A 14,652-nucleotide genomic window follows, 5' to 3' on the forward strand; every position below is an offset into this window, starting at 1 on the left:
ACGAACGGGAGCAAGCTCCCGCACGTCCGCTCGACTTGCATGTATTAGGCACGCCGCCAGCGTTCGTCCTGAGCCAGGATCAAACTCTCCAAAAAAGAGTAAGATTAGCTCTTAAATAAAAATAAACTTAACGTTGACGTTTTGCTTGCTTGTTCAGTTTTCAAAGAGCAATAAATAACTCGTTTGTCGCTCAAGGCGACTTTTTAATACTATCAGGTTTCAATTCGAAAGTCAATAATTTTTTTGTTGTTTCTTGCTTCGTTGCTTTCCGTCTCACAGGCAACAGATAATAATATAACACCTTTATTCCGAGGTGGCAATACATTTTAATCGAAATAGCACAAGAGAAATTTTCCCGCGAATTTTTATCTTCATTGCTATTCGTCTTTAAAATAAAAGCCCCAATTTCTTGGGGCTTTAGCTTTACCATCTGTTTATTTGTGTCTCATTAACGGGAACAACAGAACATCCCTTATCGAAGGTGAGTTCGTTAACAGCATGACAAGACGGTCGATTCCAATTCCCAAGCCGCCGGTGGGAGGCATGCCGTACTCCAAAGCTTCAACAAAGTCTTCATCCATCATATGGGCTTCATCATTACCCTGCTCACGTTCTTTAAGCTGCGCTTCGAAGCGTTCGCGCTGGTCGATTGGATCGTTTAGCTCTGTAAAAGCATTCGCATGTTCGCGAGCGACAATAAATAATTCGAAGCGATCTGTAAAGCGTGGGTCTTGATCATTCTTTTTAGCCAGCGGAGAAATCTCCACTGGATGCCCATATATAAAAGTAGGTTGAATAAGCTTTTCTTCTACTTTTTGTTCAAAAAACTCATTGACGATATGGCCATATTGCATATTTTCATTGATTTCCACATTATGTTCTTTCGCAAGCTGCCTTGCTTCTTCAATACTCATCTGTTTCCAAAAATCTGCTCCGGTAAATTCTTTAATCGCATCAACCATGTGCAGACGGGTCCATTCAGGCTTTAAATCCACTTCATAGTCGCCATATTGGACGGTTGTTGAGCCGGTAACTTCTTTGGCAATGTGCGCGATCAAGTTTTCTGTCAAGCTCATAATATCGCGATAATCAGCATAGGCTTCATAGAGCTCAATCATTGTGAATTCAGGATTATGCCGGGTTGAAACTCCTTCATTTCGGAAAACGCGGCCGATTTCATATACTTTTTCCATACCACCGACGATAAGACGTTTTAAATGAAGCTCAATCGCGATTCGCATAAACAATGGCATATCGAGCGCATTATGATGGGTTATAAACGGCCGTGCGGAAGCTCCGCCCGCAATACTGTGCATCATCGGTGTTTCTACTTCCAAGTAGCCGTGGTCATCCAAATAGCGGCGCATCGACTGAATAATGCGGCTGCGTGCAATAAATGTCGTCTTGCTCTCCTGGCTCATAATTAAATCCAGGTAGCGCTGGCGGTACCTTTGTTCAACATCCTTTAAACCATGGAATTTATCTGGCAATGGCCGAAGTGATTTTGTCAGTAATTCAAAGCTCTCCGCTTTAACTGATAATTCTCCTACCTTTGTTTTGAATAACGTTCCGGTAATGCCGACAATGTCACCAAGATCAGTTGTGTCGAAGAGCTCGTATTGCTCCTCTCCTACTGCATCTAGTCTGACATAAATTTGGATTTGCCCTGTTAAGTCCTGCAGATGGGCAAAACCCGCCTTTCCTTTTCCTCGTTTCGTCATGACCCGGCCGGCGATCGTAACGGAAATGTCTTTGGCTTCTAATTCATCTTTTTCAAGCTCGTCATATCGATCAACTAAATCCCGGGCATTATGGGAACGCTCAAATCTTTTTCCGAAAGGATCAAATCCTTTTTCACGGAGACTATTCATTTTTTCTCTTCTCACACGCAATTGGTCATTTAACTCTTCACTCACGCTCATCCACTCCATATTAAAAGTCACTTTATATACAGCTCAGTATATACACCGATTTCAATAGATACTATATTATTTTACACAAACTTATAAAAACAGACATCAAAAAGCAAATAAATAGAATAAAACTGCCAGTATAGGCACTGGCAGTTTCTTTTTGCAATACAGGTATTATAGAAAAAGAACGTCTCAGTGTCAAACTTAACCAACCTGAGAGTGAATCTCCTGCTTGCTTTCAATCTCAACTACTAAATTGTTTAAGAGTGCAGCAAGTTCATCTCGTGTGTTGCATTCATTAATCGCGTTGCGGACTCTGGCATTGCCACGGATTCCTTTTAAGTACCAGGCTGCATGCTTTCTCATTTCACGGACGGCAATGTCTTCATTTTTCAAAGCAATCAAGCGGTCCAGATGAAGAATACATACATCGATTTTTTCCCGAACAGGCGGTTCGTCCATTAATTCCCCTGTTTCCAGATAGTTAACGGTGCGATAAATCATCCACGGATTACCGAGTGCAGCCCTGCCGATCATAACACCGTCTACTCCGGTTTCATCAAGCATCCGTTTTGCATCTTGAGGGGTTTGTACATCACCATTTCCGATAACCGGAATGTTGACTGATTGCTTTACTTCCCGGATTATATCCCAATTTGCAGTACCTTCATACATTTGTACACGAGTCCGTCCATGAACGGCAACCGCTTTTCCGCCGGCCCTTTCGACTGCTTGAGCGTTTTTGACTGCATAAATATGATCTTCATCCCAACCGATGCGCATTTTTACCGTTACCGGCTTTTCGACCGCATCGACAACGGCAGAAACCATTTCATAAATTTTATTTGGGTCAAGCAGCCATTTAGCTCCCGCATCACATTTTGTAATTTTCGGGACTGGACAACCCATGTTTATATCAATAATATCCGCATTGCTATTTCGATCGACATACTTGGCAGCCTGGACTAAAGTTTCTTTTTCACCACCAAATATCTGCAGGCTTAATGGCTTTTCACGCTCATCAATATAAAGCATGTCCATTGTTTTTTCATTTTGGAATACGATCCCTTTATCGCTGACCATTTCAGCGCAGACAAGCCCTGCTCCGAATTCCTTGACCGTCAGCCTGAATGCTGAATTGCATACACCGGCCATCGGGGCAAGAACTACAGGATTTTTCATGGTGATATCACCGATTTTAAGCATTTTTTTACCTCCTTTTTAAGATTGATCTTCTCTATCGTGATCCTCAGGTGGAGTTAGTTCTTCTCTGTTTATATTTAAAAGATGGGCTGCACGGTGAAGAAACTCCTCCGTGGGCATTCGGTTACCTCTTTCTATTTCGCCGAGGATGGATACTGAAACACCGAGGCCTTTAGCAAAACCGTCTTGTGTAAACCCTTTTAGCTTTCGAAAAGCGCGAATACGTCTTCCCCATTTTTCTGCTTCCATATTCGAACTCCTTCTTTGTCAGATAATCCTTCCAACCAAAATTCAAGTATCTGGATGTCCACGACCGGCGGCATACTGCTGCGGCCAACCTCAAGCAGAGGTATGAGCACAAAAGCTCTTTCTTGGATCCGAGGGTGAGGAATGATTAGTTTCTCTGTTTCAATATTTTCTTGGTTATAGAGGAGAATGTCAAGATCTATTGTCCGGGGTCCCCATAATATTTCCCTTTTCCTGCCAAGGATTTGTTCGATATTTAAACAGACAGCCAATAGTTCAACAGGGTTCAACCCTGTCGATATTTGGATTACTAAGTTTAAAAAATTTTGTTGTTCCAAATAGCCAACTGGGTCTGTCTCATAAATCGACGAAATATTTACCACATGAATTTCTTTATGGTTTTCTAAATGGACAATCGCTTTTCTTAAATATTCGGCTCGATCTCCAATATTGGATCCTAAACCGATAAAGGCAGTGTTTTCCATTTTTTTATCTTCCCCTTGTGATTTCAACAGCAACCGATTGATAATGGCCCGGAATCGGGGGATCAGGCTTAATTACCTTCACAGTGCAATGCGTTACGGCTTGAAATTGTCCGAGAATACGTGCAGCAATCGTTTCGGCGACCGCTTCCACCAGCTTAAATGGTTTTCCTTCGACGACTTCTTGACAAGCTTGATACAGCTCTGCATAGTTGATTGAATCATCAAGGCTGTCACTTTTTCCGGCTTTCTTTAAATTCAATTCGACAGAAAGATCGACGATAAACCGCTGGCCGAGCTTTGTTTCTTCAGGGAAAACTCCGTGATAACCGTAAAACTCCATCTTGTTAACAAAAATTTTATCCATGATGCTCTCCTTTTCCGATCAGGGCGTCCATCATTCTCGCCACCCGGGTCATTTCCATCACATCGTGGATACGGATCATCTGACAGCCCATCTGAATACCGTAACAGACGGTTGCAGCAGTTCCTTCCATTCGTTCTGTGACAGGAAGATCGAGAACCTGCCCAATCATCGATTTCCTTGATGTTCCGAGCAACACAGGATAACCCAAGCCAACGAGTTTATCCAAATTACGCATCATTTCAAGGTTAAGCGAAAAATCTTTCGCAAATCCGATGCCTGGATCAAGGATGATTTTTTCGTCTTTCACTCCCGCTTGTTTTGCTAGCGTAATACTTTCATACAAATCATTGGTCACATCGCGAACGAAATACCGGTAATCAAGATTATCCCGATTGTGCATTAAAATGATCGGTACATCACATTCAGCAGCGACAGAAGCCATATGCTTATCCGCCTTTGCGCCCCATATATCATTTATAATATGGGCGCCCGCGTTTATGGCGCGCCTTGCTGTTTCTGCTTTGTACGTATCGATCGAAATCGGGACCTTCACCGCTGCTGAAACGGCTTCAATAACCGGAATCACTCTATCAAGCTCTTCCTCCAGGCTGACCGGATTGCCTCCGGGCCTTGTCGACTCACCACCGATATCGATGATATCCACACCATGTGCAACCATTTCTTCTGCACGCTTTACCGCGTTTTTGACCGTATGAAAACGTCCGCCATCCGAGAACGAGTCCGGCGTGGTATTTAAAATGCCCATCACGATTGTTTTCTTTTCATAGTTAAGTGTGTAAGGACCAGCTTGTATTTTATGTTGTCCCGTCATTGAAATGCCTCCTATCCAAGCTCTTTCCTGCTCCATAAAGATTGGCAGCCTTTTCGGTATTTTTGATGCAGAAGAGAAACAAACTGACCATCGCTCCCAATTAATCGTTGTCCGTTAAAAGATGAGAGGGGGACGAGCTCCTGAATCGAATTCGTAATAAACATCTCTTCAGCTTTCTCCGCATCCCCTGGCGTGAAAAAGCCTTCTTCGGTTTTATAACCAAGCATATCCGCGAGCCGAAGAATATATTGCCGCGTAATTCCATTTAATATCCCCGTCTGTACACATGGAGTGAACAGGGTATCTCCGATAAACCAAAAAAGGTTCGAAACAATTCCTTCGGCCAAATACCCTTTGCCTGTTAAAAATATTCCTTCGACATCCTGATCATCACCCAGTTCGCGTTTGGCGAGGACATTATTTAAAAAATGGTGTGATTTTAGCCGTTCCGCACCTTCAGGTGTATTTCTCGCTAGTTTTAAGAGCACTGCTTTTTTTTCGAGGATGCGGCCCGCTGGAGGAAGCAGCCTTGCAAATATCAAAAGATTAGGTTGCGGATAAGCATCTGTTTGCAGCCCAATTTCTCCAGTTCCAGCTGATACATTTATGCGGATATTGGCATTTTCAAAACCATTTACCTTTAAAACGACTTGTATAGCGTCGTTGATTTCCTGCCGCGAATAATGTGCGTTAATGTTAAGGGCCTTGAGGCCGCGGTTCAGTCGTTCAAGATGGTCATCAAGCAAAAAGGGATGGCGTTCGTAAACCCTGATTGTCTCAAACAGCCCGATTCCATATAAAAAGCCATGGTCAAAAGGAGAAATCGTGATATCTTCTTTTTTTATAAGATCGCCATTTTTATATATCAACATCCCTGTGACCTTCCTGTACCGACGCTGAGGACTGAACCGGCATCCTGATAATGAACCAGAAAATTTTCCAGCAGTTTTTTTCCATGCTTGGTCATGATCGATTCAGGGTGGAACTGAACACCTTCAATCGGATGCTCTTTATGGCGGATTCCCATTATTTCTCCCGCTTCGGTCCAGGCTGAGATTTCAAAGCAATCAGGAAGGGTGTCTTTTTTCACGATAAGCGAATGGTATCTCGTTGCTGAAAAAGGGTTGGGAATCCCGGTATAGATCGTTTTTCCATCATGAAAAACTTCAGAAGTTTTGCCGTGCATCAGGCGTTCTGCTTGAACGACTTCTCCGTAAAACACCTGGGCAATCGACTGATGCCCGAGACAAACGCCAAAAATCGGCATTTTTCCGGCAAAATGGCGGATCGCATCTTGGCTGATTCCCGCCTCATTCGGACTGCATGGTCCTGGTGAAATCATCAGGAATTTTGGCTTCAGCTTTTCAATCTCCGCCAATGTTATTTCATCATTTCTTTTAACGACAAGTTTTTCTCCGAATTCTCCTAAGTACTGAACCAGATTATATGTAAAGGAATCATAGTTATCAATCATTAAGATCATGCACAACACCTTCTGCCATTTCTTTTGCTTTCCAGAGGGCAAACGCTTTTTTTAACGATTCTTTATACTCATTTTTTGGATTTGAATCGATGACAATTCCAGCTCCGGCCTGAACATGGGCGATTGCATCTTTGACGAGCATCGTCCGGATAATAATATTTAATTCCAGATCTCCATTAAAGCCGATCCATCCCATCGATCCGGTATACGGTCCCCTGCTTACAGGTTCAAGCTCTTCAATAATTTCCATCGTACGAATCTTCGGCGCGCCAGTGATTGTCCCTCCCGGAAAAACCGCATCAATCAAATCAAATCCATCTTTGCCATCAACCAGCTTACCGCGGACGTTAGAAACGATATGCATAACATGCGAGTATTTTTCGATGACCATAAACTCGTTCACCTCAACCGAACCGTATTCACATACTCTCCCCAGATCGTTTCTTTCTAAATCCACCAACATCACATGCTCGGCACGTTCCTTTTCATTCTCTATTAATTCGCCGGCAAGTGCGCGGTCCTCATCTTCATCTTTCCCTCGAGAGCGAGTCCCGGCGATCGGACGGGTACTCACTTCCAACCCTTGCTTTTTAACAAGAAGCTCTGGGGAAGCACTGACAAGCTGAAAGTCCGGCGTGTGGAAATACCCCATATATGGGGAAGGATTCAGCAGCCTCAGCTTTGCATATACATCGAGAGCCGAGACTTGAAGAGGTTTTGACTGGCGAACTGACAGATTAACCTGGAACACGTCACCCCGGGAAATATAGTGCTGAATCTTTTCGACAGCCTCAATAAAATCCGCTTCCGATAATGACATTGCTAAATTATCTGTCTTTATTAACCAGCTCGCCTTATTGATACTCTCTGGACCGGCAGACCATTGCTGTTCCCAGAACTCTACCCTCTTTTCCGCTTCCCGGTATTCTCCTTCTTCATATAAACTGAGCAGGAATAATTCATTCCTGTCATGATCAAAGACAAACCACTCTTTATAAATCAAAAAATAAATATCTGGTATCAATAAGTCATCAACAGCATTAGCAGGAAGCCGTTCAATTTGCCGTGCATAATCGTAATTTAGGAAGCCCATCGCCCCGCCCTGAAAGTCAGGGAGTCCAGGCGCAGTCTCGATAATATAATGACTCATCCAGGATCTTAACAGATGAAGCGGATTTCCTTGAAGCGTTTCCGTTCCCGCTCCTGTCTGGATTAACAGCTCATTCCCTTTACCGTAACAGATCGTCTCCGGAAGTAAACCCGCGATGCTGTAACGCCCGCCGCGTCCGCTCTCGAGGAGGACGTGATGGCTCAGTTCCCTCGTTAAACAACTGTATTGGTTAAAAAACCGTTCAATCGTATAAGGAATAGTTTTTGAAAAAATTTTAAGCTGTTTCATTGGCCGTTCCTCCAAAATCATCTCTTTTTCCATCATACATGAAGAAGGTACAGCTTTCATTCGTAAAAATCAGCTAGGCTAATATTTTATATTATAAAAGGCAAAAGCACTATGCTTTTGCCTTCAAAAATTATTCGGTTTCAAATTGGTACAAAGGGGTGCTTAAATAGCGTTCTCCGTTGCTTGGGATAATCGCTAAGACCTTTTTGCCTGCACCAAGCTCTTTTGCTACTTTAAGAGCTGCATAGATCGCCGCTCCTGAAGAAATTCCACCGAGGATTCCTTCTTCTTTTGCAGCACGGCGCGCATATTCAAAAGCTTGATCGTTCGTTACTTGGATCACTTGATCATAGATTTCTGTGTCGAGAATATCTGGTACAAAACCTGCACCAATTCCCTGGATCTTATGCGGGCCTGGCTTTCCTCCGGATAATACCGGTGAGTCCGTCGGCTCGACAGCATAAATTTTCACATCCGGATATTGTTCACGGAGCACTTGTCCTGCACCTGTAATCGTGCCGCCTGTGCCGATGCCTGATATAAAAGCATCAAGCTGGTCGCCCATTTGCTCGACAATTTCTTTTCCTGTCGTTCTTTTGTGAACTTCAGGATTCGCCTCATTTTTAAATTGCTGTGGCATAAAATATCCTTTTTCTTTAGAAAGCTCTTCAGCTTGGCGAATTGCGCCACCCATTCCTTCAGGACCAGGAGTCAGAACCAACTCCGCACCATATGCACGCAATAGGTTTCTCCGTTCCATGCTCATTGTTTCCGGCATAACAATTACTGTTTTGTAACCTTTAGCAGCCGCAATCATCGCCAGGCCGATCCCTGTATTTCCGCTGGTCGGTTCAATAATCGTGTCGCCTGCCTTTAAGGCCCCTTTTTCTTCCGCGGCTTCAATCATAGCGAGGGCAATCCGGTCTTTTACACTGCTGCCCGGATTCATATACTCAAGCTTTAAATAGACCTCTGCACTGTTTTCTTCACCCAAACGGTTTAGTTTTACGATCGGGGTTTGCCCGACTAAATCAGCAATCGAATTTGCCACACGTACCACTGCTTCCACCCCTTAATCCGAGTATTTTTATTGGTTTTATTAAAATTTACCAATCTTTATGGCGGCTGTCAATTATTTTGCGAATTTTTAAAACGTATTTCCGGCAATCATGATTAAAAGCCTTCTTTCCTCAAAGATAGGCTTTCATAAGTCCCGCTAATTTTCCGTGTCTCCGTAAAACCAATCTACGTCTGCCTCATCCCAGAAAGGTTTCGCGGATGCCGGCATGTCCATTTGCTCAAGAGCAAGCTGCCGTCTTATTTCTGATTTTACTTCATCATAAGAATACTTCTTTCCAGGAATTTGTTCGTGTACAAACAAGATAGAATAGCCTTCCGCCGATTTGACCGGTTTGCTCCAAGTTGCAACTTTCAGATTCTGAACATGTTCAATCATCGATCTGTCGAGCCGGCCATCCGCTTCACTAACAAACCCAAGATCCCCGCCTTTGTTGGCGGAAAATTCATCGATTGACCGCTCCATCGCCAATGCGGCAAAACTTGAACCTTGTTCCAGCTCCTTGATCGTCTCGTTCGCAGCCTCTTTCGTTTTCACGACAATCTGTGAGACGTGATACGAAGGAGGAATATTAAATGAGCCGCTGTTTTGATCATAAAATGCTTTTAAGTCCTCTTCCTTGACCACGACGTCCCTAGTTAAAAGTTCTTCGAGTGCTAGTTGATGTTTTACCTGCCGCCTTAACTGCTTGTCATCGGCTGTTTGGCCATCATAGGTACGGTATATTGTTTTGATCATTAACAATTCCCTGTCGATTTCTTCCTTTGGAATCTCAATGTTGTATTTCCCCGCAAGCTGCTCAACCACTTTTTCATCAACAAGCGCGGACAAAATATCTTTCCCGTGACTTGCTTCGATTTCCTGCAGCCAATCTTCTCTTGTTATTGATTCATTTCCAATCGTTGCAACGGCTTCATCATCGGCACCAGATAAAGGTCGCCCAAGGAAAAATAATAATGTGAAAATATTAAAACCAATCAAGCCGGCGATTACCCACCACATCTGCTTTTTCCCCAACGTTCTTCCCCCAACATTCAAGCTTATTTTGATTCTGCTTTAAGCTCCTCAAGCTCTTCTTTTGTGAAATGATAGCTTTGGTTGCAGAAATGGCATTGTGCTTCCGCTTTGCCATCTTCTTCAATCATATCATTGATTTCAGACGCTCCTAAGCTAATAATAGCAGCAGCGAATCGTTCCTTGGAACAGTTACATTGAAATGATACAGGAAGCGTCTCAAGGAATTTTACATTATCCTTGCCAAAAAGCTCTTCCAACAACTGTTCCGGCGACAGGCCTTGTTTAATCAGTTTTGAAACTGGCGGAATTTCTTTCAGCCTGTTTTCTAAAAATGTAATCGTATCATCTTCAGCACCAGGCATAACCTGAAGAATGAACCCGCCCGCGGCCAAAACGGAATTATCCGGATTCACCAACACACCGACTCCGACAGAGGACGGTACCTGTTCTGATGTTGTTAAATAATAAGTGAAATCTTCTCCCAACTCTCCGGAAATGATCGGAACCTGGCCCGAAAAATGTTCGCGCATTCCGAGATCTTTGACAACGGTAAGGGTTCCTTCTGTCCCGACTGCTCTGCGGACATCCAGCTTCCCGTTTTCGTTTAAGTCAAAATGAACATGCGGATTAGATACATAACCCCGTGCATGGCCCTTCGCGTTGCTATCTACAAGCACCAGTCCGATCGGACCTCCGCCTTCTATTTTTATCGTCAGTTTGTCCTCGCCTTTTAGCATCGCGCCCATCATGGTTGCTGCTGTCATCGTTCTGCCTAAAGCGGCGGATGCAATCGGCCACATATGGTGGCGGCGCTGGGCCTCGCTGACCATGTCTGTACTTTTTACTGCATATGCACGCACTTGCCCATTGAAAGCGAGTGCTTTAACTAAATAATCATTCATTCCTATGTTAACCCCTTTCGATTTCCAAGCCGGGAACTTCTGGTCCATTTTTTAGACTCCCCATATTTCGCTTATAAATTAATTGCAGTCCCTTCAGAGTCAAAAACGGATCGATAATGTTAATTATTTCAGATTCTTTCGCGATTAAGTTAGCCAGTCCGCCAGTGGCAATAACATGCGGATCTTGCCGGCTTTGAAGCTTCATTCTTTTAACAATTCCCTCAACTTGGCCAACATAACCGTAAAAAATCCCTGCCTGCATTGCGGCAACGGTATTTTTTCCGACAATTTCATCAGGCCTGACAATTTCAATCCTCGGCAGCTTCGCTGCTTTGGAATACAACGCTTCTGTTGAGATGCTAATTCCCGGGGCAATTGCGCCTCCCATGTACTGTTTACGCTCATTAATATAGCAATAGGTGGTTGCGGTTCCAAAGTCGACAATAATAAGCGGGCTCCCATATTCATGTATGGCCGCAACTGCATTAACAATCCGGTCTGCCCCAACTTCCCGGGGATTTTCATACTTAATATTCAAACCTGTTTTAATGCCTGGTCCAACAACAAGAGGCTTTAGGTTAAAATACTTTTGGCACATTCTTTCGAGAACAAACATGATCGGTGGTACAACTGAAGAGATAATGATTCCATCTATTTCTGAAAAAGAAAGTTTTTCGTGTTCAAACAAGGATTTTATAAGCATTCCATATTCATCTTCGGTTTTGGAACGATTCGTTTCTATCCGCCAATGGTGCTTTAACTCATCGCCGGCAAAAACTCCGAGTACCATATTCGTATTTCCAATATCAAAAACAAAGATCAACAGACTCACCACTTCATTGTATATTCGTTTTTTCATTGCCCATCATATCACAGATTCCAAAAAGGTTGCGAAAATAACATATCACAGTGGACTAGAATTGCTCCATAACCGAGGATTTTATAATGAAGCAAAAAAAAGGATGCCCTTTTTAAGAGCACCCTATCTTATATTTAGTATTGTAAAACGTTCAGCGAACCAGTTTCATTTACGAATTGCGGCGGTCTTCATCAATATCTCTTGGTGAATCCAGATCGCTTCCTACTGGAATTTCCTTGATACCCTCATGGTCTTGAGGAGGAAGTTCGTCATCCTTTTTACTATTAATATTCACCTTGATATCGCCGTTATCTCCTGTTTCAGCAGGCGAAACCGGACGTTCAGGCAATTTGCCGTTCTCGACCAAATATTTTATCTGTTCAGCATCAAGTGTTTCAACTTCCAATAGCGTAGTGGCTATTAAATCAAGCTTGTCGCGATTTTCTGTTAAAACATTTTTTGCTTTTTCATAACAATCTTTAATGATCCGCTGAATTTCAAGATCGATTTCATAAGCAATCTTATCAGAGTAGTTTTGCTCATTATGGATATCACGGCCAAGGAAAACCTGTCCGCCTTGACCTTGACCAAACTGAAGCGGCCCCAGCTTATCGCTCATCCCATATTCTGTTACCATCCGGCGTGCGATTGCTGTTGCACGCTGGAAGTCATTATGAGCTCCTGTGCTCACTTCGCCAAAGACAACTTCTTCGGCTACACGCCCGCCCAGCAAACCAACAATTTTGTCAAGCAGCTCGGGCTTTGTCATAAGATAACGATCCTCTTTCGGCAGCATCACTGCATAACCGCCTGCCTGTCCACGAGGTACAATCGTCACTTTATGAACGGTTTCAGCTTCATCAAGCATTAAACCGATAACGGTATGTCCCGCTTCATGGAAGGCAACAATTTTACGTTCTTTTTGTGAAACGACACGGCTCGTTTTCGCCGGACCGGCAATGACCCGATCTGTCGCTTCATCGATATCTTCCATGTCAACCTTCTTCTTGTTTCGACGGGCCGCTACAAGCGCAGCCTCATTCAATAGATTTTCTAAATCAGCTCCGGAGAATCCCGGTGTCCGCGCAGCAATGCTCTTTAAGTTTACCGACTCCTCAAGCGGTTTATTGCGGGCATGAACCTTGAGGACCGCTTCCCGCCCAATAACATCCGGCCGGTCAACCGTAATCTGCCGGTCAAAACGTCCTGGACGCAATAACGCCGGGTCTAAAATGTCAGGTCTGTTTGTAGCTGCAATGATGATAATCCCTTCATTTGCACCAAAACCATCCATTTCAACAAGGAGCTGGTTCAACGTTTGCTCCCGCTCATCATGGCCTCCGCCTAAACCGGCACCGCGCTGGCGTCCGACTGCATCAATTTCATCAATAAAAATAATACACGGCGCATTTTTTTTAGCCGTTTCAAATAAATCACGAACACGGGATGCACCAACCCCGACAAACATTTCAACAAAATCCGATCCGCTTATTGAGAAGAACGGAACGCCCGCTTCACCGGCTACAGCCCGAGCAAGCAGGGTTTTCCCTGTACCTGGAGGGCCCACTAACAGGACACCTTTCGGAATACGTGCTCCAAGTTCCGCAAATTTGCGGGGATCTTTTAAAAATTCAACCACTTCAACAAGCTCTTGTTTTTCTTCATCCGCACCCGCAACATCTTTGAAACGGACCTTTTTCTTATCTTCGTTGTAAAGCTTCGCCTTGCTTTTACCAAAGTTCATGACCCGGCTGCCGCCGCCCTGAGCCTGGTTCAGCAAGAAGAAGAACAAGATAAAGATGATAACAAACGGAATAATCGACGTGAAGAATGTTACCCAGCCGCTCGTTTCTTTGGCAGGCATGATGTTAACTACATCAATTTCCCCGGCCGCGGCCGCTTCGTTAATGCGGTCAAGAATAGTGTCACTCGGCCAAACATAAGTCAGGAAATACTCGTCTTCTTTATATCCTTCGAGCTGTCCGCGCACCTCATAAACGCCCCTTACAGGCTCTGTCGAAAGATTCTCTATCTTTCCGTTTTCCAGGTGCTCTACAAATGTGTCGTAAGATATATCTTTTGTTGGTTCGTTGCTGCCGCTAAAAAAGCTAACAACCCCAATAATGACTAAAAATATTAATAAATAAAAGATGGTATTACGGAAGATCCGATTCATCTCTTACCTCCTCCCACAGTAAACAAACTATATAAAATAGTATCATAGAAAATCATGTCGATACAAGGAATAACCCTTATGTGAATGCTTGTTTCTCTTGACAGCCTGAAATTCCTCTTCATAGCTTTTGCTCAAACATTATTGCTGTATACCTCCGGTTTTAAAACCCCAATATATGGAAGGTTACGATACTTTTCTGCATAATCGAGACCGTAACCCACTACAAACTCGTCAGGAACGATAAATCCTACATAATCAGCGCTAATATCAGCCCTTCTTCCGGATGGCTTATCAAGCAGCGTGACAATCTTGATTGATTTTGCTTTTCGGTAGCGAAACAACTCAACCAGATAGCTCAGTGTTAAGCCGCTGTCGATAATATCTTCGATAATTAAAATATCCCTGCCTTCAACCGATGTGTCTAAATCCTTTAAGATTTTTACTTCACCGGAAGAAACCATCGCATTGCCATAGCTTGAAACATCCATAAAGTCCATTTCAAGATAGGTATCAATTCGTTTTAAGAGATCGCCCATAAAAGGCAAAGCTCCCTTTAAAACACCGATCGCCAGTGGAAAACGGTCTTGATATTCTGCTGTTAACTCGAAGGCAAGATCCTTTATTTTTTCCTGGATCTCCTTTTCCGAAATTAGAACTTTCTCAATATCATTGTGCATAAATGGTGTGCCCCCTAG

General features: G+C 43.5%; 15 protein-coding genes and 1 rRNA gene. All 16 read right to left on the bottom strand.

The genetic code is table 11. The annotated features are described in order from the left end of the window. A 16S ribosomal RNA gene (locus CU635_RS18770) occupies positions 1-95 on the bottom strand; the annotation flags it as partial. A 339-nt stretch (positions 96-434) separates the two neighbouring features. Continuing rightward, a complete protein-coding gene (gene lysS / locus CU635_RS18780) occupies positions 435-1,931 on the bottom strand; it encodes a lysine--tRNA ligase (protein ID WP_101578914.1) in 1,497 nt (498 codons plus the stop codon). A 186-nt stretch (positions 1,932-2,117) separates the two neighbouring features. After that, a complete protein-coding gene (dusB, locus tag CU635_RS18785) occupies positions 2,118-3,119 on the bottom strand; it encodes a tRNA dihydrouridine synthase DusB (RefSeq protein ID WP_101578915.1) in 1,002 nt (333 codons plus the stop codon). A 15-nt stretch (positions 3,120-3,134) separates the two neighbouring features. After that, positions 3,135-3,365, bottom strand: a complete 231-nt coding sequence (locus CU635_RS18790; RefSeq protein WP_101578916.1) for a helix-turn-helix domain-containing protein — start codon at positions 3,363-3,365, stop codon at positions 3,135-3,137. Beyond that, complete coding sequence (folK, locus tag CU635_RS18795) at positions 3,317-3,847, bottom strand: 2-amino-4-hydroxy-6-hydroxymethyldihydropteridine diphosphokinase (protein WP_101578917.1); 531 nt, start codon at positions 3,845-3,847, stop codon at positions 3,317-3,319. Before folK ends, CU635_RS18790 begins: the two co-directional genes overlap by 49 nt. Before the next feature lie 4 nt (positions 3,848-3,851). Then, positions 3,852-4,211: a dihydroneopterin aldolase gene (gene folB, locus CU635_RS18800; RefSeq protein WP_101578918.1), complete on the bottom strand. Its 360-nt coding sequence runs from the start codon at positions 4,209-4,211 to the stop codon at positions 3,852-3,854. Beyond that, on the bottom strand, positions 4,204-5,043 hold the full coding sequence (gene folP / locus CU635_RS18805) for a dihydropteroate synthase (protein WP_101578919.1): 840 nt from the start codon (positions 5,041-5,043) through the stop codon (positions 4,204-4,206). The genes folB and folP overlap by 8 nt, the downstream gene beginning before the upstream one ends. Positions 5,044-5,054: 11 nt before the next feature. After that, positions 5,055-5,915, bottom strand: a complete 861-nt coding sequence (gene pabC, locus CU635_RS18810; RefSeq protein WP_101578920.1) for an aminodeoxychorismate lyase — start codon at positions 5,913-5,915, stop codon at positions 5,055-5,057. Continuing rightward, entirely contained in the window at positions 5,909-6,526 is a 618-nt protein-coding gene (gene pabA / locus CU635_RS18815) for an aminodeoxychorismate/anthranilate synthase component II (RefSeq protein WP_101578921.1), read from the bottom strand. The genes pabC and pabA overlap by 7 nt, the downstream gene beginning before the upstream one ends. Beyond that, the gene (locus CU635_RS18820) at positions 6,510-7,925 is read right to left on the bottom strand and encodes an anthranilate synthase component I family protein (protein ID WP_101578922.1); all 1,416 of its coding nucleotides are present in this window, start codon (positions 7,923-7,925) and stop codon (positions 6,510-6,512) included. Before CU635_RS18820 ends, pabA begins: the two co-directional genes overlap by 17 nt. 130 nt (positions 7,926-8,055) lie before the next feature. After that, entirely contained in the window at positions 8,056-8,985 is a 930-nt protein-coding gene (gene cysK / locus CU635_RS18825; protein WP_101578923.1) for a cysteine synthase A, read from the bottom strand. Between the two features lie 156 nt (positions 8,986-9,141). After that, positions 9,142-10,020 (bottom strand): peptidyl-prolyl cis-trans isomerase, encoded by an 879-nt coding sequence (locus tag CU635_RS18830; protein WP_101578924.1) that lies wholly within the window; start codon positions 10,018-10,020, stop codon positions 9,142-9,144. Between the two features lie 23 nt (positions 10,021-10,043). After that, a complete protein-coding gene (gene hslO, locus CU635_RS18835) occupies positions 10,044-10,922 on the bottom strand; it encodes an Hsp33 family molecular chaperone HslO (protein ID WP_101578925.1) in 879 nt (292 codons plus the stop codon). Positions 10,923-10,929: 7 nt separating this feature from the next. Next, a complete protein-coding gene (locus tag CU635_RS18840; protein ID WP_373270836.1) occupies positions 10,930-11,781 on the bottom strand; it encodes a type III pantothenate kinase in 852 nt (283 codons plus the stop codon). A 169-nt stretch (positions 11,782-11,950) separates the two neighbouring features. Beyond that, positions 11,951-13,957, bottom strand: coding sequence for an ATP-dependent zinc metalloprotease FtsH (ftsH, locus tag CU635_RS18845; RefSeq protein WP_101578926.1), 2,007 nt, complete (start codon positions 13,955-13,957; stop codon positions 11,951-11,953). A 131-nt stretch (positions 13,958-14,088) separates the two neighbouring features. Continuing rightward, the gene (gene hpt / locus CU635_RS18850) at positions 14,089-14,634 is read right to left on the bottom strand and encodes a hypoxanthine phosphoribosyltransferase (protein WP_101578927.1); all 546 of its coding nucleotides are present in this window, start codon (positions 14,632-14,634) and stop codon (positions 14,089-14,091) included. Positions 14,635-14,652 lie beyond the last annotated feature (18 nt).

Source organism: Bacillus canaveralius (assembly GCF_002860125.1).
Classification (GTDB): domain Bacteria; phylum Bacillota; class Bacilli; order Bacillales; family Cytobacillaceae; genus Bacillus_BJ; species Bacillus_BJ canaveralius.